The organism is Leptothrix discophora, assembly GCF_030705305.1.
GTDB classification, from domain to species: Bacteria; Pseudomonadota; Gammaproteobacteria; order Burkholderiales; family Burkholderiaceae_C; genus Sphaerotilus; species Sphaerotilus discophorus.
In genome coordinates, this window is sequence record NZ_JAUZEE010000004.1 from 356,754 (window position 1) to 377,011 (window position 20,258).

14 protein-coding genes are annotated in these 20,258 nt (G+C 70.0%); 9 read left to right on the top strand and 5 right to left on the bottom strand.

Going from position 1 to position 20,258, the window contains the following annotated elements; translation table 11 throughout:
• Positions 1-39: 39 nt before the first annotated feature.
• A complete protein-coding gene (locus tag Q8X39_RS10250) occupies positions 40-1,554 on the bottom strand; it encodes a sugar ABC transporter ATP-binding protein (RefSeq protein ID WP_305749561.1) in 1,515 nt (504 codons plus the stop codon).
• Positions 1,555-1,701: 147 nt separating this feature from the next.
• Entirely contained in the window at positions 1,702-2,628 is a 927-nt protein-coding gene (locus tag Q8X39_RS10255) for a sugar ABC transporter substrate-binding protein (protein WP_305749562.1), read from the bottom strand.
• A gap of 351 nt (positions 2,629-2,979) precedes the next feature.
• Here Q8X39_RS10255 and Q8X39_RS10260 point away from each other — a divergent pair, with 351 nt between their 5' ends.
• The 9 genes from Q8X39_RS10260 to Q8X39_RS10300 all read left to right on the top strand — a co-directional run bounded on the left by Q8X39_RS10260 (position 2,980) and on the right by Q8X39_RS10300 (position 11,932).
• Positions 2,980-4,932, top strand: coding sequence for a bifunctional 5-dehydro-2-deoxygluconokinase/5-dehydro-2-deoxyphosphogluconate aldolase (locus Q8X39_RS10260; RefSeq protein WP_305749563.1), 1,953 nt, complete (start codon positions 2,980-2,982; stop codon positions 4,930-4,932).
• Between the two features lie 57 nt (positions 4,933-4,989).
• Positions 4,990-6,879, top strand: coding sequence for a 3D-(3,5/4)-trihydroxycyclohexane-1,2-dione acylhydrolase (decyclizing) (gene iolD / locus Q8X39_RS10265; protein ID WP_305749564.1), 1,890 nt, complete (start codon positions 4,990-4,992; stop codon positions 6,877-6,879).
• A gap of 54 nt (positions 6,880-6,933) precedes the next feature.
• A complete protein-coding gene (iolE, locus tag Q8X39_RS10270) occupies positions 6,934-7,863 on the top strand; it encodes a myo-inosose-2 dehydratase (RefSeq protein WP_305749565.1) in 930 nt (309 codons plus the stop codon).
• Positions 7,864-7,892: 29 nt separating this feature from the next.
• Entirely contained in the window at positions 7,893-8,696 is an 804-nt protein-coding gene (gene iolB, locus Q8X39_RS10275) for a 5-deoxy-glucuronate isomerase (RefSeq protein ID WP_305749566.1), read from the top strand.
• Positions 8,697-8,932: 236 nt separating this feature from the next.
• The gene (locus Q8X39_RS10280) at positions 8,933-9,331 is read left to right on the top strand and encodes a hypothetical protein (RefSeq protein ID WP_305749567.1); all 399 of its coding nucleotides are present in this window, start codon (positions 8,933-8,935) and stop codon (positions 9,329-9,331) included.
• A complete protein-coding gene (locus Q8X39_RS10285) occupies positions 9,331-10,089 on the top strand; it encodes a carbohydrate porin (protein ID WP_407067999.1) in 759 nt (252 codons plus the stop codon). The genes Q8X39_RS10280 and Q8X39_RS10285 overlap by 1 nt, the downstream gene beginning before the upstream one ends.
• A gap of 138 nt (positions 10,090-10,227) precedes the next feature.
• A complete protein-coding gene (locus Q8X39_RS10290) occupies positions 10,228-11,313 on the top strand; it encodes an oxidoreductase (protein ID WP_305749569.1) in 1,086 nt (361 codons plus the stop codon).
• Positions 11,314-11,348: 35 nt separating this feature from the next.
• Entirely contained in the window at positions 11,349-11,621 is a 273-nt protein-coding gene (locus Q8X39_RS10295; RefSeq protein WP_305749570.1) for a YlcI/YnfO family protein, read from the top strand.
• Positions 11,618-11,932 carry a type II toxin-antitoxin system RelE/ParE family toxin gene (locus Q8X39_RS10300; protein WP_305749571.1) on the top strand — a complete coding sequence of 105 codons (315 nt, stop codon included), beginning with the start codon at positions 11,618-11,620 and terminating at the stop codon, positions 11,930-11,932. The genes Q8X39_RS10295 and Q8X39_RS10300 overlap by 4 nt, the downstream gene beginning before the upstream one ends.
• A 36-nt stretch (positions 11,933-11,968) precedes the next feature.
• On the opposite strand, the gene Q8X39_RS10305 is transcribed toward Q8X39_RS10300, so the two are convergent.
• The 3 genes from Q8X39_RS10305 to Q8X39_RS10315 all read right to left on the bottom strand — a co-directional run bounded on the left by Q8X39_RS10305 (position 11,969) and on the right by Q8X39_RS10315 (position 20,203).
• A complete protein-coding gene (locus tag Q8X39_RS10305) occupies positions 11,969-15,697 on the bottom strand; it encodes a glycoside hydrolase family 15 protein (protein WP_305749572.1) in 3,729 nt (1,242 codons plus the stop codon).
• Between the two features lie 180 nt (positions 15,698-15,877).
• Entirely contained in the window at positions 15,878-18,076 is a 2,199-nt protein-coding gene (gene glgB, locus Q8X39_RS10310) for a 1,4-alpha-glucan branching protein GlgB (RefSeq protein ID WP_305749573.1), read from the bottom strand.
• Positions 18,077-18,196: 120 nt separating this feature from the next.
• The gene (locus Q8X39_RS10315; protein ID WP_305749574.1) at positions 18,197-20,203 is read right to left on the bottom strand and encodes an amylosucrase; all 2,007 of its coding nucleotides are present in this window, start codon (positions 20,201-20,203) and stop codon (positions 18,197-18,199) included.
• Positions 20,204-20,258: the final 55 nt, after the last annotated feature.

The following is a 20,258-nucleotide window of genomic DNA, read 5'->3' on the forward strand; positions in this document are numbered from 1 at the left end:
GGGTCTGGGTCTGGGTAAGGGGGGTCGGGACCGGCGCGTTCACGACGAGGCCAGTTCCATGATGCGGACCTGGTCGGCCTCGGCCCGGTCGACGATGCCGGTCATGTGGCCTTCGTGCATGACCATGACGCGGTCGCTCATGCCGAGCACCTCGGGCATCTCCGAGGAGATCATCAGCACCGCGACGCCCTGGCCGGCCAGCTGCGAGACCAGCCTGTGGATCTCGGCCTTGGCCCCGACGTCGATGCCGCGGGTCGGCTCGTCGAGGATCAGGATCTTCGGGTTCGTCAGCAGCCAGCGGCCGATCAGCACCTTCTGCTGGTTGCCGCCCGACAGGTTCTGGATCACCTCGGCCAGGTTGGGCGTCTTCACGCGCAGCTTGGCGCTCATGGCCTCGCAGTCGCGCTTGAGCTGGCCTTCCTGCACGAAGCCGAACTTGACGTAGCGCTGGCTCAGCACCGCCGTGTCCATGTTGGCCAGGATGTCGAGCAGCAGGAAGCAGCCGGTGTCCTTGCGGTCCTCGGTCAGGAAGGCCATGCCGTGGCGCATGGCCTGGGCCGGACTGCCGATCACGACGGGCTGATCGTCGATGCGGATCTCGCCCTCGGTGGCCGGCACGACGCCGAACAGCGCCTCGGCCACGTTCGAGCGGCCCGAGCCGACCAGGCCCGCCAGGCCGAGGATCTCGCCGGCGCGCAGGTCGAAGCTGACGCCGCTGAAGATGCCGTTGACGCCGAGGTTGCGCACCGACAGGACGACCTCGCCGATCGGCACGGTCTCCTTCGGGAACATCTGCGTGACCTCGCGGCCGACCATCATCTTGATGATGTCGTCGCGCGTGACCTCGGTGGACAGGCGGGTGTCGATGTACTTGCCATCGCGGAACACCGACACCTCGTCGGCGATCTCGAACAGCTCGTTCATCTTGTGGGTGATGTAGACGATGCCTTTGCCCTGTGCCCGCAGCTGCTTGATGATGCGGAACAGGTGGGCGACTTCCTTGTCGGTCAGCGCCGAGGTGGGCTCGTCCATGATCAGCACGTCCGAGTCGAAGGACACGGCCTTGGCGATCTCCACCATCTGGCGGCTGGCGATGGACAGCGAGCGGACCTCGGCCTCGGGATCGATGTCGATCACCAGCCGGTCGAACAGCGCCTGCGTGCGGCGACGCAGCTCGGCATGGTCGACGAAGCCAAGCCGGTTCTTCGGCTCGCGGCGGATCCAGATGTTCTCGGCCACCGTCATGTAGGGCATCAGGTTGAGTTCCTGATGGATCATGGCGATGCCGTTGTTGAGCGCATCGAGCGGGCCACTCAGCGTCAGGGCACGGCCCTTGACGCGCAGCTCGCCCTGATCGGGGATATAGACGCCGGCGATGATCTTCATCAGCGTCGACTTGCCCGCGCCGTTCTCGCCCATCAGGGCATGCACGGTGCCGGCACGCAGCTTGAAGCGCACGTCGTCCAGGGCGACGACGCCGGGAAAGGCCTTGCGCACGCCGGCGATCTCGAGCAGCGGCGGCTCGGTGGCGGCGGCAGGGGCGTTGGGGGACATGCTTGCGACCTCGCGTACGACGATGGCGGCGTCACCCGATCACGCGATCGGGCAACGCCCCGGACCGCAGGCACCCGGACGGATGCGCTGCGGTCCTCAATCGGAAAGACGATCGATGGATGGCTCGGACCGGAGGTCCGATCCCGATCAGTTCTTGCCGGTGTACTTGCTCAGGTTGGCCGGGGTGACCAGCTCGAAGGGCACGTTGACGAAGCGCTCGACCTTCTGCTTCTTGATCAGCTTCAGGGCGGCGTCGACCGCACCCGAACCCTGGCCGGCGGCGTTCTGGAACACCGTGACCTTCAGGTCGCCCGCCTTCATCGAGGCCAGCGCGTCGGGCGTCGCGTCGATGCCGGCGACGATCGAGTTCGGCGTCCACTTCTTGGCGGCCTTCAGCGCGTTGATGGCGCCCAGGGCCATCTCGTCGTTGTTGGCGATGATGGCGTCGAACTGCACGCCCGAGGACAGCCAGTTGGTCGTGATGTCCTGGCCCTGGGTGCGGTCCCACTTGCCTTCACGCTTGTCGGCGATCTTGATGCCCGAGCATTCCTTGGTCGCGACGACTTCCTCGATGTCCTTGGTGCGGGTGCGGGCCGCCTCGTTGGACAGCTCGCCCATCAGCACCAGCACGTTGCCCTTGCCCTTGAGCAGGCGGCAGACTTCCTGGGTCTGCAGCGTGCCCGAGACCTTCTCGTCGGAGGCCACGAAGGCCACGCCGGCCGGCAGCTTGTCGAAGTCGACCGGCTTGCGGTTGACGTAGACCAGCGGGATCTTGGCGTCGGAGACCATCTTGGTGATCTTCGGGGTCGCGTCGGTGTCGACCGGGTTGACGATGATGGCGTCGACCTTCTGCGCGATCAGGTTCTGGATCTGGCTGAGTTGCTTGCCCACGTCGTTGCCGGCGTCCTCGACCTGCACGGTCGCGCCCGCCTTCTTGCCGGCTTCGAGCGTGCCGTTCTTCAGGATGGTCAGGAACGTGTCCAGCTGGGCCATGGCCAGGCCGACCTTCTGGGCGTGGGCCAGCGGGGTGGCCAGGGTGCCGGCAACGGCGACAGCAAGCAGGATCTTCTTCATGGTCAGGTCTCCTCGGTTCGGAACGGGCGGGGTCGGACGTGTGGACGGGTCGACACCCGGGTTGAGCACCACGGCGGCACCGGCTGGCACCGCCGCGATTTCGGTGCCGCCCCCCATGGGCGCCACCGCGTTCTGGCTGCTGCACTGACGGGGATCAGCGTCTCAGCACGGCGCCACTGTAGTCCGGCACCCTGCAATTTTGGAAATGAATTTCTGAGGAGTTACCCCTAGCGAAGTTCATTTCTCTTGTTCTAGACTCGGCGCCCATCGCCTCGTCCACCCGAGGTTTCCCCTCCCGCAGCCCCGTCCGATGGAGCCCCGCCTGGGGCGCACGCGTCAGAAAGCGACACCATGAGTGCCTTCACCTTCCCTTCCGGTCGCCGCATCGACCTCGCCTGCCTGGGCCGTGTCGCGGTCGACCTCTACGCCCAGCAGTTCGGCAGCCGGCTCGAAGACGCGCGCAGCCTGCAGATGTACCTGGGCGGCTCGTCGGGCAACCTGGCCTTCGGCGTGGCGCGGCTGGGCCTGAAGAGCGCCATGATTTCCCGCGTCGGCAACGAGCAGATGGGCCGCTTCCTGCGCGAGACGCTGGAACAGGAAGGCTGCGACGTCAGCCAGTTGCAGACCGACCCGGAGCGCCTGACCGCGCTGGTGCTGCTGGGCCTGAAGGACCGCGACACCTTCCCGCTGCTGTTCGTCCGCGAGAACTGCGCCGACATGGCGGTGGACGCCGCGCTGATCGACGAGGCCTTCATCGCCCAGTGCCGTGCGCTGGCCTTGACCGGCACCCACCTGTCGACGCCGACGACGCGCCGCGCCGCCACCGCCGCGCTGACCGCCGCGCGCCGCCACGGCGTCGTGCGCGTGCTCGACATCGACTACCGCCCGGTGCTGTGGGGCCTGACCGCGCGCGGCGCCGGCGAGAACCGCTACGTGGCCGATGCGAACGTGACGCTGCAGCTGCAGCAGATGCTCGGCCACTTCGACCTGCTGGTCGGCACCGAGGAGGAGTTCCTGATCGCCGGCGGCGTCAGCGACGACCTGATGGCCTCGCTGCGCGCGGTGCGCGACGTGTCCGCCGCCACGCTGGTGGTCAAGCGTGGCGCGCTGGGCTGCTGCGTCATCGAGGGCGCGATCCCGGCCGCGATCGACGATGCGCCGACCTACAAGGGCGAGCGCGTCGAGGTGCTCAACGTGCTGGGCGCCGGCGACGCCTTCCTGTCCGGCCTGATGACCGGCCTGCTGCAGGGCAAGGACTGGACCGGCGCGACGCAGATGGCCAACGCCTGCGGCGCGATCGTGGTCTCGCGCCATGCCTGCTCGGCCGCGATGCCCACGCCGGCCGAGCTGACCCACTGGTTCGGCGGCAGCCGCAACCCGAAGGTCGACGCCGACCAGGACCTCGCCCACCTGCACCGCGTCAGCGCCGCCCGGCCGCACTGGGACGAGCTGTGCGTGATGGCCTTCGACCACCGCAGCCAGTTCTTCGACCTGGCCCGCGAGGCCGGCGCGGACGAGTCGCGCATCCCGCGCCTGAAGGCGCTGCTGGTCGGCGCGGCCGAGCAGGTCGAGCGCAGCCACCAGCTGCAAGGCCACATGGGCGTGCTGATCGACGGCGGCGACTACGGCCGCGACGCGCTGGCCAGCGCCACCGGCCGCGGCTGGTGGGTCGGCCGGCCGGTCGAGCTGCCGGGCTCGCGCCCGCTGCGCTTCGACGGCACCCGCTCGATCGGCAGCGCGCTGATCCACTGGCCGACCGAGCAGGTCGTGAAGTGCCTGGTCCACTACCACCCGGACGATGCCTACGCGCTGCGCCTGGCCCAGGAACAGACCGTGCTGGAGCTGTGGGAAGCCACCCGCGAGAGCGGCAACGAGCTGCTGCTGGAGGTCATCCCGCCCAGGGCGATGACGCCGGCCGGCAGCGAGGACGAGGCCGTGCTGCGCGCGGTCAAGCGCTTCTACAACCTGGGCGTCAAGCCCGAGTGGTGGAAGCTCGCGCCGATGCAGCCGGCTGGCTGGGCCGCCCTGGAAGCCCTGGTGGCCGAGCGCGATCCGCACTGCCGCGGCGCCGTGATCCTGGGCCTGAACCAGCCGTTGCAGTTCCTGGCCGACAGCTTCGCGCAGGCCACCAACCCGATCGTCAAGGGCTTCATGGTCGGCCGCACGCTGTGGGTCGAGCCGTCGCTGAAGTGGCTGCGCGGCGAGATCGACGACGCCGCCTTCCAGCAGCAGGTGGGCCGCAACTTCGCCGTGCTGATCGAGGCCTGGCAGGCCCGGCGCGGCGCAGCGCGCGCAGCGGCCTGAGCCGCTCGCCCGACCCCATCCGACCGACTCCTGCCCTGTCCCCTTGAGGCACGAACCATGAAGACGATCCGACTCACGATGTCGCAGGCGCTGGTGCGCCACCTCGCCGCGCTGCGCGTCGAGGTCACGACGGCCGACGGCCGCACCGAGATCCAGCCCTATTGCGGTGGTGCCTTCGCCATCTTCGGCCACGGCAACGTCGCCGGCCTGGGCGAGGCCCTGTACGAGCAGCGTGCGGTGCTGCCGACCTGGCGGGCCCACAACGAGCAGGGCATGGCGCTGGCCGCCGTGGCCTATGCCAAGGCCAACTTCCGCCAGCGCATCCTGGCGGTCAGCACCTCGATCGGCCCGGGCGCGACCAACCTGGTCACCGCGGCGGCCGTGGCGCACGTCAACCGCATCTCGATGCTGCTGCTGCCGGGCGACACCTTCGCCACCCGAGCGCCGGACCCGGTGCTGCAGCAGATCGAGTCCTTCGGCCAGGGCGACCTGAGCGCCAACGACTGCTTCCGCCCGGTCACGCGCTACTTCGACCGCATCACCCGGCCCGAGCAGATCCTGACCGCGCTGCCGCGCGCCATCCAGGTCATGACCGACCCGGCCAACTGCGGCCCCGTCTGCCTGGCCCTGCCGCAGGACGTGCAGGCCGAGGCCTTCGACTGCCCCGAGAGCTTCCTCCAGCCCGAGGTGATCCGCTGGCGTCGCCCGCCGGCCGATGCCGGTGAGCTGGCGCGCGCCATCGCGCTGCTGAAGACCTCGCGCCGGCCGCTGATCGTGGCCGGCGGCGGCGTGCTCTACAGCCAGGCCTGGGACGCGCTGCGCGCCTTCGCCGACACGCACGGCGTGCCGGTGGTTGAGTCGCACGGCGGCAAGAGCGCGCTGGCCTGGGACCACCCGCTCAACCTCGGCGCGATCGGCGTCGACGGCGTGCAGGTCGCCAACGGGATGGCCCGCCAGGCCGACGTCGTGCTGGCGGTCGGCACCCGGCTGCAGGACTTCACCACCGGCTCGCATGCGCTGTTCGCGCAGGCCCGGCTGCTGAGCCTGAACGTGCAGCCCTACGACGCCGGCAAGTGGAGCGGCGCCAGCCTGGTCGCCGATGCCCGCCTCGGCCTGCAGGCCCTGAGCGCCGGCCTGTCCGACGGCGCCGGCTGGTCGGCCGATGCCGGCTGGACCGCGCAGGCACGCGAGCAGGCCGCCGCCGGCCAGGCCTGGATCCAGCAGATCACCACCGCCGCGCCGCAGCCCGGCGTGCTGCCCTACGACGCCGAGGTGATCGGCGCGGTGCGCGACTCGCTCGATGACGCGGGCGGCGACAGCGGCACGAAGGACATCGTGGTCTGCGCCGCCGGCACGCTGCCGGCCGAGCTGCACAAGCTCTGGCGGGCCCGCGCACCGGGCGGCTACCACATGGAATACGGCTACTCGTGCATGGGCTACGAGATCGCCGGCGGCCTGGGCGCCAAGATCGGCGCGCCCGAGCGCGAGGTCATCGTGATGGTCGGCGACGGCTCCTACATGATGATGAACTCCGAGCTGGCCAGCTCGGTGCTGCTGGGCCGCAAGCTGATCGTGGTCGTGCTCGACAACCGCGGCTACGGCTGCATCGAGCGCCTGCAGCGCGCCTCGGGCGTGCCCGGCTTCAACAACATGCTCGACGACTGCACCGCCGAGGCCGGCGAGCGCAGCACGCTGGACTTCGCGATGCACGCCCGCTCGATGGGCGCGGACGCGGTCCATGTGGGCAGCGTCGCCGAGCTGAAGGCGGCCATGGTCCGGGCCCGCGCCGCCAGCAAGACCCAGGTCATCGTGATCGACACCACCCACCACCGCACCTCGCCCGGCGGCTGCTGGTGGGAGGTCGCGATCCCCGAGGTCTCGAGCCGCCCGGACGTCGACGCCGCCCATGGCCGCTACGTCGACGGCAAGCAGGGCCAGCGGCTCTGAACGGTTTTCACCTTCCCCGACACTTCACCCCCTCCTTCAAGACTGAGCACCGACATGAGCTGGAACGTCCGCATCGGCATCAACCCCATTTCCTGGATGAACGACGACCTGCCCTCGCTGGGCGGCGAGACCCCGCTGGAGACCGCGCTGCGCGAAGGCGCCGAGATCGGCTACGTCGGCTTCGAACTGGGCAACAAGTTCCCCAAGGAAGGCCCCGCCCTGAAGGCCAAGCTCGACGAGTTCGGCGTGGCCTGCGTCTCGGGCTGGTATTCCGGCTTCCTGGCCGAGGTCGCGCCCGGCCAGAGCAACGAGGAGGCGGTCGCCGCCGAGATCGGGCGCTGCGCCGCCCACATGGCCAAGCTGCAACACAACGGCTGCAACGTGGTGGTCTACGGCGAGTGCGCCGGCACCATCCAGGGCCAGATCGACACCCCCGTGGGCAAGCGCCCGCGCTTCGCCAGCGCCGCGCTGTGGCAGGCCTATGCCGAGCGGCTGAACGCCTTCGGCGAGCACCTGCTCAAGACCTACGGCATCCGCCTGGCCTACCACCACCACATGGGCGCCTACGTCGAGTCGCCGGCCGACATCGACCAGCTGATGGCGCTGACCGATCCGGCCAAGGTCTTCCTGCTGTTCGACACCGGCCATGCCTGGTACGGCGGCGCCGCCGACCCGGTCGCGCTGCTCAAGAAGCACCTCGCGCGCGTCGTGCACGTCCACTGCAAGGACGTGCGCCCGCCCGTCATCGGCCAGGCCCGCAACGACGGCTGGAGCTTCCTGACCGGCGTCATCAACGGCACCTTCACCGTGCCCGGCGACGGCGTGATCGACTTCGACGCCGTGCTGTCGACGCTGCATGCGGCCGGCTACGAAGGCTGGCTGGTGGTCGAGGCCGAACAGGACCCGGCCGTCGCGCCGAGCTATGCGTACGCCCAGAAGGGCTACCGCACGCTCAAGGCCATCGTCGACCGGCTCGCCGCCTGAGCCACCCCAGCCGTCCCGGAGGAAACGCCATGTCCCTGCTCGTCAAGGCCCGTCCGGGCCGCGAGATCTGTGAAGTCACCCCGGCCTCGGCCGGCTGGAAACACGTCGGCTTCAAGGCGCTGCGGCTGGCCGCCGGCGACACCGAGCGGCTGGCCACCGGCACGCGCGAGCTGTGCGTCGTCGTGCTGACCGGGACGGTCGACGTGCGCGTCGACGGCACCCTGCATGCGGGCCTCGGCCAGCGCGACAGCGTGTTCGACGGCCCGCCGGACGCGATCTACGTGCCGGGCGGCGCGTCGGTCAAGATCGTCGCCAGCCGTACCGCCGAGGTCGCGCTGTGCACCGCGCCGTACAAGGGCGAGGGCGCCGGCCACCCGGTCAAGCGCATCGACGGCCGCGCCATGCGGCTCAGTTCGCGCGGCCAGGGCAGCAACACGCGCCACGTCTGCGACATCCTGCCGCAGGACGACCCGTCGGCCGACCACCTGCTGGTCGTCGAGGTCATCACGCCGGGTGGCAATTCCAGCAGCTACCCGCCGCACAAGCACGACCGCGACGTGCCCCCCGAGGAAACCCTGCTCGAAGAGACGTATTACCACCGGATCAACCCGCCGCAAGGCTTCGCCTTCCAGCGCGTCTACACCGACGACCGCAGCATCGACGAGTCCTGCGCGGTCGAGGACCACGACGTGGTCATGGTTCCCAAGGGTTATCACCCATGCGTGGCACCGCACGGTTACGACCTCTATTACTTGAACGTCATGGCCGGCCCCGGCCGGCTGTGGCATTTCAAGAATGACCCGGCCCACGAGTGGATGTTGAAGACCCCCTGAATCGGGCCATCGCCGGTACCGTCGCGTAACCGCGACATCGAGAGGACCGGGGTTTACACCCAAGCGCAACGCTTGACGGGACGCAACCGTTTGCGTCCTTTTTTCTGCTCACGGCCTAGTCCGTGACGCTGGCGCCGCAGCGCCTGGGGAAATCCCGCTTGGAGCCCTCCTGGATCCCTCTTGACGATGCGGCGCACAAATCATGTGCATGCAAAGTAACCCGCTGAAATATTGCGGTGCAACACGCACTGGTTTCGGGAAAGAAACTGGTGCACCCCAGAATGACATCCAGTTTGCAAAGTGGCTTCCACGCAACGAATCGATTGCCTAAAAGCCGCACGCAGATACAGTTCACCTCGAACTTGGATTTACCCCCGTTCACCCACGGCCGGCTCGCGGCCAATTTTCGCAACCCGAGAGGAGAAACTCGAATGCAACGTTTCATCAAGCTGAGCGCCGTCATGGCCGCCGTCATCGCTGCCCCGGCTTTCGCTGCTGCCACGATGGATGCCAACCTGGAACTGGACACCAAGTTCGGCAACCAAAGCCGTGGCGTCAGCCAAGGCGGCCGCGTCGAATTCAATGTCGGCGGCAAGGCCGGTGGTGATGCAGGCTTCGTTGCTGCTCGCTGCTGATCAAGAAGGACGGCACGACCGGCACCGACGACATGTGGGGCCAGATCGGCACCTCCGCATTCGACGTCAAGTTCGGCCGCTTCGAAGCTGCTGACCTGTTCCCGGTTGGCAAGGACGTCTACGTCGAGAGCGCTGTCGCCTTCGCCGACCCCACCGCCACCGTCGGTTACCGCGCCAACTCGCTGCGCGGTCGTACCGCTGGCAGCGTTGCTCACCTGGCCCTGACGGCCAACCTGGGCGTCGCCAGCCTGGAAGTGGGCGTGGTTGAGTCGAAAGCTGACGGCGCCGTGAAGGGCATCCGTCCGGCCGTGTCGTTCAACGTTGGTCCCGCTTCGGTGAAGGTCGGCTTCGAAAGCGGCCAGACCAACGCCACGGCTGGCGGCGTGTTCTCGCTGGATCCCACGACTGGTGCCATCACTGCTTCCGCTGCTGCTGCACAGGAAAAGTTTGAAGGCTTCGGCGGCACCGTCGGCCTGCCCCTGGCTGGCGGCACCGTCAACCTGAACGCCGCTTCGGGCAAGAACAAGACCACCGACACCAAGAGCTCGTCGTATGGCGTGGTTGGCGTGTTCGGCCCGGCCGGCGTGGCGCTGATCTCCGACAAGACCGGCAACGTCAAGCAGACCACGGTCTACGCTGCCTACAGCCTGCCGCTGTTCAATACCGGCGCGACCATCACCCCGGCCGTTTCGTCCAGCCGCTCGTCGGGCCTGAAGACCGTGTCGGGCGCTGCTCTGCGCGTGAACTACACCTTCTGATGACCGGCCTGCCCGCAGCGATGCAGGCAGGCTGAGGGCGGCCTGACCGCCCACCATCAGACCCCAAGGGCCGGCTTATGCCGGCCCTTGGTCTTTGTGGCGCCGACATCGCGTCCCTCGCCTGGAGCAGCCCCGGACATGAACACCCCCTTGCAGGTCGCGCTGATCGGCCACGGCTACGTCGGCCGCACCTTCCATGCGCCGCTGATCGCGGCGACGCCGGGCCTGCGGCTGGCGCTGATCGCCTCCTCCGGTGATCCGGCCGCGCTGCAGGCGCGCTGGCCGGGCGTACGGGTCGAGCCCGATTACGTCGCCGCCGCGACCGCCGAGGGCATCGACCTGGTCGTCATCGCCACGCCCAACGACAGCCACCACCCGCTGGCGCGCGCCGCGCTGCTGGCGGGCAAGGCCGTGGTGATCGACAAGCCCTTCACGGTCACGCTCGACGAGGCCGAGGACCTGGTGACGCTGGCGCGCGAGCGCGGCCAGCTGCTCTCGGTCTTCCACAACCGGCGCTGGGACGGCGACTTCCTGACCGTGCAGGCCCACCTCGCCGCCGGCCTGCTGGGCGAGGTGCGCGAGGTCGTCTCGCGCTTCGACCGCTACGACCCGATCCCGCGCGACCGTTGGCGCGAGCGGGCGGGGCCCGGTTCCGGGCTCTGGTATGACCTCGGCCCGCACCTGGTCGACCAGGCGCTGTGCCTGTTCGGCCCGCCCGACACGGTGACCGGCGACCTGGCCATCCTGCGCGACGGCAGCGAGGCGGTCGACCTGGCCCAGGTGACGCTGGGCTACGCGCAGCCGGCCCGGCGCGTGGTGCTGCACTGCACCCGCCTGGCCGCCCTGCCCGCGCCGCGCTTCGAGGTCCACGGCCAGCTCGGCAGCCTGGTCTCCGAAGGGCTGGACGTGCAGGAAGACCAGCTCAAGCTCGACCTGCCGCCCGGCGCACCCGGCTGGGGCGAGGACCCGCGCGCGCTGCGCTGGATGGACTGGCGCGACGCCGCGCCGCACCTGCCGCAGCCCGCCAACACCCGCGCCCCGCGCGACCCCGTCGCCCTGCCCCGCCTGCGCGGCGACTACCCGGCCTACTACGCCGGCATCCGCGACGCCATCCGCGACGGCGCCCCCAACCCGGTCACGCCCGAGTCGGCCTTGCTGACGATGCAGGTGATGGACCTGGCGATGAGAAGTGCCGAGCAGGGGCGGACGCTGGACGTTCCATGATGGCGGCGTAACGCATGCGCAATACACTGCGACCCATGAAGACGGCCGTCATCCCTCAGGTCCGGGTCGAACCGGAATTGCGAACCGAACTCGACACGTCCTTGCGCGAGGGAGAGACCCTGTCCGAATTCGTCGAGGCGGCGGTCCGATCTGCCTTGGCCTTCCGGCAAGTCCAGACCCGTTTCCACGCCAGGGGACAGGCGGCCTGGGAACAGTACCTGGCCACGGGCCGCTCCAAGTCGGCCGACGAGGTGCTGGATGCCTTGCAGGCCAAGGTCGATGCCAGACGCAGGCAACTCGAAAGATGACCTTCAGCGTCCGGATCACCGACGCTGCCGAAGAAGACCTCATCCGTTTGCTGGACTTCCTGCTTGACCGGGTCGAGACCCTGGAGGACCTGGAGAAGGCGCAGCTCACGATCGACTCGGTGCGGGCCACCTACAGGCACCAGCTGTCCTCGACGCCCTTCAGCTTCCGCAAGGCCGGTCAGAGCCCCACGCGTCGCGAGCTGATCGTGCCGGCAGGTGCCAGCGGCTATGTGGTGCTCTACGAGATCGCCAGCCCGACGACGGTGGTCGTCCTGGCGATCAGGCACCAGCTGGAGCAGGACTACCACTGAGCGGCACACCGCCGTCGTGGAACCGACGGGCGTGCTTCATCGATCGGTCAACGCCGCCGGTCCCGGCTCGTCAGCCGGCCCATCCATGATCGGGGGCGACACGGCCGTCGGCTCCTCGGACCCGTCAGCCGCCGCGATGGCGTCCCCGTCCCTGCCAGCCGCCGGCTCGGCCGCGGTGTTCTCCGCCGCCAACTTCTCCGCAGCAGCCGCCGCCTCCGCCGCCTCCTCCCTCGCCTGCGCCACCAGGTAGCTCACCGCCGCCATCACGAGGTTGGCGACGCGGTGGGGCGGGTTGGCATAGAACTCGGTCCAGGCCTGGGCGCGGTGCTCGTTGTAGTCGGCGGCGACGTGACCGATGCGGCGTTCCTGCCAGCCCAGGCGCACGGCGATGCCGATCAGCACGTCCATCACCAGCCAGCTGCCCAGCCGCAGGTCGGCGTTGGCACGGAAGATGTCGCTGAGCGCGAGCAGCGCCTCGATCGTGAGCTGGCGGTATTCCGGTGCCTGGATCTTTTCGAGCAGGTCCTCCACCTGCAGCGCGAAGCCGCGTTCGCCCGGCGTGCTGTCGGCCCGCGCGAGCGTGCTGTCGAGCCGGTTGCGGGCGTCGAGCTGGTCGCCGATGACCAGCCCCGGGACCTGCCGCAGCAGCGCCCAGATGCGCTCGTGGAAGTCGCCGGGCACGCGGGTGAGCACGCCGCTCAGCTCGCGCCAGGCCAGCCAGCCGGGCACGTCCTCGGGCAGCGCCGGGTCGTGCGAGGCCGAGAAGTCGACCGCCACCAGCGCGGTCTCGCCGTCGCCGGTCTCGTGGACCTGCAGCGACTGCAGCCGGACGAGATCGCGGCCCATCTCCTGCTCGCGCGCGATGACCTCGCGCAGCCGCGCCATCAGGGCCTGCGGGCTGCAGTCGAGCAGGTGGTCGAAGGCCTCGGCCTGGCTGATCGCGTGTTCCAGCGCCAGCCGGCCGGTGATCAGCAGCAGCAGGTACCAGGGCCGCAGCGTCAGCGTGCCCTTGAACAGGCCGGGGTCGGCCTTGATCATGGTGCCCAGCAGCAGCACGAGTTCCTGGATCAGCAACCGCGCGCGGGCATCGTCGCCGCCGAAGCGGCGCAGCCGCTCGAACAGCTCGGCATTGCCCAGCGGCGACGCGATGATGGCCTGCACGTCGTAGGCACGACCCAGCGAGACCTGCTTGCCGCGGCCGACGATCTGCGAGACGGCGTCCTCCAGCGTCTCGTCCTGGATGTCGAGCACCGCCGCCGCGCGGCGCAGCACGCCCCAGCGGCGTTCGGCACCGGCGCGCGCATAGATCGCCTCGGCCAGCTCGCGCACGGTGCCGCCCAGCGACGAACGCGCGTCCAGCCCCCACCGCTGCGACAGCAGCGACAGCACCTCGATCTGCTCGTAGGGGTTGCGGCTGCGGGCCAGCAGGCGCTGGTGGAAGGACGGGTCGTGCTCACGCTCCAGTGCGGCCGCGCGGGCAGGGCTGAGCGGCCGGGTCGCCGCCTCTTCCCAGTGCAGCACGGCAGCGGCGACGGCGCCGGTGTCGGGCGCCGAGCGCGGCTGGGCCGGCAGCGCCGGCAGGTGGTCGGCGGTGCAGACCGCCGTGCGCGGCAGCAGCTCGGCCAGCGGGCCGACCTTCAGCGCACCCGCTGCGGCGCGACCCGCCTCGCTGTCCGCTGGCGGGCCCTGCAGGTTGCGCAGCCAGGCCAGCAGGCTGTCCGCGCCGCGCGTGTCCAGCATGGGCTGGGTGATCAGCACGACCATCAGCGGACGGGTCGGCCGGCGCTCGCGGCGCAGCACGCGCAACGGCGTGGCGTCGTCGGCGGCGACCCGCGCATCGACCGCCCACGGCAGGTGGCGCGCATGGCGGCCCAGCCAGGCGATCTCGGCCTGCATCTCGTCGATCAGCAGGCCGTTGTCCAGGCCCAGGTAGAAGCCCTGGCGGTTGAACAGCGAGGGCAGGAAGACGGTGGTGCGCCCGCCCTGGCGGTAGACCTTGCTGGTGGCCAGCGCGCCCAGGCGCTGCAGCGGCCGGCCGCTCAGGCCCAGGTCGTTCCAGCGGCCCAGGTGGGTCAGCAGGCCGTCCAGTTCGTCGGCATAGCGGACCTCGACCAGCGGACGGACCTCGGTCAGCGTCTGGGCCTGGATGCCGTGCACGGCCAGCCGGGCCTGCACCAGCGGATCGGTGGCCAGCAGCGCCAGCTGGACGGTGGCCTGCGGGGCGGGCGGGGCGGAGGACTCCTGGGCCGCCGCCTCGCCGTCGAGCGCCGCGACGGGCGTCGATCCTTTCAATGCATCGAGCGCACGTTGCCGGTTCAGCGGGTCGAGCTGCTCCGGCCGGACCCAGCCTTCCTGCAGCAGCGCGCCGACCAGGTAGAGGCTCTGGGCCCAGACCAGCGGCACGTTGTCGTTGGGCACGCGGTCCTGGCTGTGCGGGGACTCGCGTTCGGCCTCGATGTGTTCGGCCGGCACGACGTACAGCTCGGGCAGCAGGCGCTGGCCGTCGCGCTCGACCATCAGCGCGTCGAGCCGCTCACGGTAGTCGGCCGCCTGGGCCGTGTCCTCGCGCAGCCGGGCGTCGATCAGCAGGTAGGTGAAGAACAGCGGCCACTCGCTCTCGATGCGGCGGAAGCGCTGCAGCTCGCCCTGTTCGTAGTGCAGCCGGCTGTGGTCCTCGACGACGGTCTGGTGGCCGTCGCGCAGGAAGCGCTTGCAGCCATAGCGGCCCTGCAGCTTGGCGACGATGCGCGAGCGGGTCGCCTCGATCAGCTCGGGGTCGTCGACCGCGAAGGCCGGGTAGCCGATCACCGACAGCAGCGCGGCGTCGGTCTCCTTGCTCTCGGACTCGCGCGGCAGCAGCGCGGCCAGCGTGCTGCGGGCATGCGCGATGTCGTCGCCCTGGACGAGGATGCGCGGCGCCAGGCCGGGCAGCAGGTCGGCGTCGGCGATCGCCTCCAGCGCGGCCTTGGCCATGCCCACCGAGCTGGCGTTGATCTCGGCGCGGCCCTGGTTCTGCTTGTGGCCGCGCTCCCAGATGCCGTAGTCGGGCGTGCGGTGGGCGCGGGCCAGGTAGTGCACGAGGTTCTGCACGAAGGCGACCTCATGCGGTTCACGCACGATGGACAGGCCGCTGGCGCTCATCTGCGCGAGCTGCAGCAGGAAGATCGCGGTGGCGTCGATCTGCAGGTGGCCCCACTCGGCATCGCCGACCACCGGATCGCCGGTGGTGGTGGCGTACTTCGCGTGCAGGGCATCGAGCGGATGCTGGCTGTGCTTGAAGCGCTCGACCTTGTGGGCCTGCTTGATCATCGCGGCGAGCAAGCCGCGCATCAGCGCCTCGACCCGCTCGCGCAACTCGGCCGACAGGGCCGGATCGCGCTCGCGGTGGGCCAGTTCGAGGGCCCAGATCGCGAGGATGCTGTAGACGTTGTCGCGCACCCAGGCATGGGTGTAGTCGCCGTGCACCGTGATGGCGGTGCTGGCCGGCAGCAGGCCGGTGACCGGGTCCTGGCGCGACAGGATGATCTGGCGGGCCTGCTCGACCCAGCCCGCGAGCGGGTCGGCCGGCGGCGCGGCATCGGCCGGTGCGGGCTCGATCAGGTCGAGCGGCGCGAAGGCCGAGGTGGCGGCGGACGCGGGAAGGGCCGAGGCGGCCTCCGTGGGCGGGGTCGCGGTCGGGACCGCGGTGACCGAAGGGTGCGTGGAGGCCTGGCGGTCGGCTTCGGCGCCGGCCGGGCGGCGGGCTGCCTGGGTGTTTGCCGTCATGGATGTCTCCCATTGATCAAGGGTTAACCCTCACTGCGGGAGTTTCGCATCCTCTCAGTTACAGGCGGGCTTCGAAACCGCAAGCAGGCGCTCGCCTGCGGGGGCGGCGAGTCGTTCGTTCGCCGAACCGGTGCATGCAAGCGCCGGGCCCGGCAGGCCAAGGCAGGATCGCAGCCGGGATCAGGCGGCCGGGGCCTCGACCACGAACATCACGGTGGCCAGCGGCGGGATGGTCAGCGACAGCGACTGGGCGCAGCCGTGCAGCGCCGTCGCCTCGGTCTGGCGCACGGGGTTCTGCACGCCGCTGCCGCCGTAGACCTGGGCGTCGCTGTTGATCAGCTCGCGGTAGCTGCCGGCCTGCGGCACGCCGATGCGGTAGTTCTCGCGCACCACCGGCGTGAAGTTGCAGACCACGACGACGTGCGTGCCGTCGTCGCCCCAGCGCACGAAGGACAGCACCGAGTTCTCGGCATCGTCGTGGCTGAGCCACTGGAAGCCGTCCGGGCTGACGTCGCGCTGGTGCAGCGCACCGTGGTGGCGGTAGACCCGGTTGAGGTCGCGCACCCAGCGCTGCACGCCCTGGTGCATCGGATAGTCGAGCATGTGCCACGGCAGCGCGGTGTTCGCGTTCCATTCGGTGCCCTGGCCGAACTCGCAGCCCATGAACAGCAGCTTCTTGCCGGGGTGGCCCCACATGAAGCCGTAGTAGGCGCGCAGGTTGGCGAAGCGCTGCCACTCGTCGCCGGGCATGCGCGCCAGGATCGAGCCCTTGCCGTGCACCACCTCGTCATGCGAGAGCGGCAGCATGAAGTTCTCGCTGAAGGCGTAGACCAGGCCGAAGGTCATCTGGCCGTGGTGGTACTTGCGGTGGACCGGGTCCTGCTGCATGTAGCGCAGCGTGTCGTTCATCCAGCCCATGTTCCACTTGAAGTGGAAGCCCAGGCCGCCGGCCTGCAGGTCCGGGCTGGGCGGGCGCGAGACGCCGGGGAAGGCGGTCGATTCCTCGGCCACCGTCATGGCTTCCTCGCGCTGGGTGCCGACGATGTGGTTCATGCGGCGCATGAAGTCGATCGCTTCGAGGTTCTCGCGGCCACCCCAGCGGTTCGGGATCCACTCGCCGTCCTTGCGGCTGTAGTCGCGGTAGAGCATCGAGGCGACCGCGTCCACGCGCAGGCCATCGACGCCGAAGCGCTCCAGCCAGTACAGCGCGTTGCCGACGAGGAAGTTGCGCACCTCCGTGCGGCCGTAGTTGTAGATGAGCGTCTGCCAGTCCTGGTGGAAGCCCTCGCGCGGATCGGCGTGCTCATAGAGGTGGCTGCCGTCGAACTTGCCCAGGCCGTGGGCATCGGTCGGGAAGTGGCCGGGCACCCAGTCGAGGATCACGCCGATGCCGGCCTCGTGGGCCTTGGCGACGAAGTAGCGGAAGTCCTCCGGCGAGCCGAAGCGCGAGGTCGGCGCGTACAGGCCGGTCGGCTGGTAGCCCCAGGAGCCGTCGAACGGGTGCTCGTGCACCGGCAGCAGCTCCAGGTGGGTGAAGCCCATGTCGAGCGCGTAGGGCACCAGCTGGTCGGCGATCTCGCGGTAGGTCAGCCACTCGCCGCGCTCGTTGCTGCGCCAGGAGCCGAGGTGGACCTCGTAGACCGAGATCGGCGCCTTCATCGAGTTGGCCTCGCGGCGGGCCGGGTTGGACGGCACCTTCGGCGGCAGGCCGTGGATCATCGAGGCGGTCTGCGGACGCATCTCGGCGCGGAAGCCGACCGGGTCGGACTTGACGTGCAGGTGGCCGTCCGCGCCCTTGAGCTCGATCTTGTAGAGGTCGCCCGGGCCGGCATGCGGCACGAAGATCTCCCAGACGCCGCACTCGCGCCGCAGCCGCATCATGTGGCGGCGGCCGTCCCAGTTGTTGAAGGCGCCGACGATGGACACGCGCCGCGCGCTCGGGGCCCAGACCGCGAAGCGGGTGCCGGCCACGCCGCCGATCTCGGTCGGGTGCGCGCCCAGCTGCTCATAGGGCCGGTGGTGCGTGCCCTCGGCCAGCAGCCACAGGTCGGTGTCGCCCAGCAGCGAGCCGAAACGGTAGGCGTCCTCCATGACGTGGCGGTGCGTGCCCCAGTCGACGTCGAGCACGTAGACCAGCCGCTCGGCGCTGGCCGGCAGCGTGGCCTCGAACACGTCGGAGTCCGGGATGCGCTGGAGTTCGGCGATCGGCGTGCCGCCGTCGCGCTTCAGCGCGGTGATGCCGGCGGCGCCGGGCAGCAGCACGCGCAGCACCCAGCCGTCGGTGGCCGGGTCGGCACCCAGCGGGTGCAGGCCGAGCACCGCGAAGGGGTCACCGTGATCGCCCTGCATCAGGGCGGCAAGGGTGGCGGCATCGAGCATGGCAGTCTCCGGCGGTGTTATGTGCGAGGGGGCGCGCAGTATGGGTTCGGAACGGTGGAACAGGGGTACGGCGAGGGTACGGCGTGGGGACGGTGCAGGCGCCGCGACGGCGCCGTGGACTCAGCCGCGACGGCAGTCCAGCCAGACCATCTGGTAGGGCGCCAGCGTCAGGTCGCTGCGCAGGTCATGGCCGTTCTGCGCGATCAGGTCGGCCGCCGCGCCCGGCATGCCCGAGAGCACCCGCGCCGCGACGACCTGTTCCTTCTCGCTGAAGTTGGCCAGCACGAGGATGTTGCCGCCACCGGACTGGCCCTCCCCGCTGCGCAGGTAGCCCAGCACGGCCGGATTGCCCGACCAGAACGGCGTCAGCCGCCCGCCGCCGAACGAGGGCAGGTGCTGGCGCAGCCGGATCAGGTGCGACAGGCCCGCGAAGATCCGTCCGGCGTCGCTGGCCGGATCGAGCCGCTGCTCCCAGCGCGTCACGTCGCGCGCCGGCCGGTGGACCCAGCGGCTGTCGCCGGCCTTGCCCGGGTCCTGCAGATAGCCCATGTCGTTGAGCGCGCCGAACTCGTCGCCCAGGTAGATCAGCGGGATGCCGCCCGAGGACAGCGCCACGCCGTAGAGCAGCAGCATGCGCGCGACCGCATGCGGGTCGCCCTGCTCCAGCCCGCACAGCGAGGCCGCCGTGCCGCTGATGCGGCAGTCGCCGGTGGTGGGGTTGTCCTGGAAGGGCACGCCACGCGCGAAGCTGCCGGGGAAGCGGTTGACGTAGAAGCGGTTCAGGAAGGTGCGGTGGTCGAAGCCGTGGATGCCCAGCTGGATCGCGTCCTCGTCGGCGAAGGTCCAGCCGATGTCGTCGTGGCTGCGCACGTAGTTGACCCAGGCGGTGTGCTGCGGCAGGTGGTGGCGCTCGGCCAGCGCCTTCTGCAGCATGTTGACCTCGCGCGTGGCCAGCGTGTTCCACAGCAGCGCCATCTGGAGCGGGTTGTAGGAGATCTGGCACTCGGCCGGATCGATGTACTTCACCACGTCGTCCGGGTGGACGATGGCCTCGCTCTTGAACAGCATGGCCGGCGCGGCGATGCGGGCCACCGCGTTGTAGGCCCGCAGCAGCTGGTGCGCCTCGGGCAGGTTCTCGCAGGACGTGCCCAGGCGCTTCCAGATGAAGGCCACCGCATCCATGCGCAGGAACTCGACGCCGAGGTTGGCGATGTAAAGCATCTCGCCGGCCATCGCGTCGAAGACGTCCGGGTTCGCGTAGTTCAGGTCCCACTGGTAGCTGTGGAAGGTGGTCCAGACCCAGCGGTTGTCGGGCAGCGGGCTGAAGGCGCCGGGATGCTCGTCGGGGAAGATCTCGCGCAGCGTGCGCTCGTAGGCGTCGGGCTGCTCGCGGCCTTCGAAGATGTAGAAGAACGCCTTGTGGCGGGCATCGCCGGCCAGTGCCGCGCGGGCCCATTCATGCTCGTCGCTGGTGTGGTTGAAGACGAAGTCCAGCACCAGCGAGATGCCCTCGTCGCGCAGCTTCTGCGCCAGCCGGCGCAGGTCGTCGATGTGGCCCAGGCTGGGCTTGACGTCGCGGTAGCTGCTGACCGCGTAGCCGCCGTCGTTGTGCGGCTCCGGGCACAGGAAGGGCGGCATCAGGTGCAGGTAGGTCAGCCCCAGCGACTTGAAGTACGGGATCTGCGCCTCGATGCCGCGCAGGTTGCCACCGTACAGGTCGGCATAGCAGACGCCGCCGACCATGCGGTGCGACTGGAACCAGTCGGGCTCGGCCTCGCGGCGTTCGTCGAGCGAGCGCAGGTCGGCTGGACGGGCATGCCAGGACTTCCAGCAGGTCTGCAGCAGCCGGGTCAGGAAGGGCTCGAAGTCGGGCCGGTCACCGTACAGCGGCGCCAGCTCGCCGACCAGCGTGCCCAGGTGCTGCTGCAGGCGACGCGCGTAGCCGGGCCACAGCGGGTCGCGCGCATGGGCGCTGGCGACGGCGGCATGGGCGCGCTGGACCCGCGCGTCGGGATGGGCGAAGGTCGCCACGCTCACGCCGGCGACCGGCGCGGGGGCAACGGGTGCGGGTACAGCGAGGGTGGGGGCCGCTGGCGCGGGGGCGGCGGATGAGGTGTTCTTGGCCACGGCGGGTCCTTCCTTCATCGATGGGATCGGGGTTGCGTGCGTGCGGGGAGCCTGG

Bases quoted from the DNA above. Each gene is read 5' to 3' on its own strand.
- Q8X39_RS10260 (WP_305749563.1), top strand. From the start codon at position 2,980: ATGAGTGCCTTCACCTTCCCTTCCGGTCGCCGCATCGACCTCGCCTGC.
- iolD (WP_305749564.1), top strand. From the start codon at position 4,990: ATGAAGACGATCCGACTCACGATGTCGCAGGCGCTGGTGCGCCACCTC.
- Q8X39_RS10290 (WP_305749569.1), top strand. From the start codon at position 10,228: ATGAACACCCCCTTGCAGGTCGCGCTGATCGGCCACGGCTACGTCGGC.
- Q8X39_RS10250 (WP_305749561.1), bottom strand. From the start codon at position 1,554: ATGTCCCCCAACGCCCCTGCCGCCGCCACCGAGCCGCCGCTGCTCGAG.
- iolB (WP_305749566.1), top strand. From the start codon at position 7,893: ATGTCCCTGCTCGTCAAGGCCCGTCCGGGCCGCGAGATCTGTGAAGTC.
- Q8X39_RS10295 (WP_305749570.1), top strand. From the start codon at position 11,349: ATGAAGACGGCCGTCATCCCTCAGGTCCGGGTCGAACCGGAATTGCGA.
- iolE (WP_305749565.1), top strand. From the start codon at position 6,934: ATGAGCTGGAACGTCCGCATCGGCATCAACCCCATTTCCTGGATGAAC.
- Q8X39_RS10305 (WP_305749572.1), bottom strand. From the start codon at position 15,697: ATGACGGCAAACACCCAGGCAGCCCGCCGCCCGGCCGGCGCCGAAGCC.
- glgB (WP_305749573.1), bottom strand. From the start codon at position 18,076: ATGCTCGATGCCGCCACCCTTGCCGCCCTGATGCAGGGCGATCACGGT.
- Q8X39_RS10255 (WP_305749562.1), bottom strand. From the start codon at position 2,628: ATGAAGAAGATCCTGCTTGCTGTCGCCGTTGCCGGCACCCTGGCCACC.
- Q8X39_RS10300 (WP_305749571.1), top strand. From the start codon at position 11,618: ATGACCTTCAGCGTCCGGATCACCGACGCTGCCGAAGAAGACCTCATC.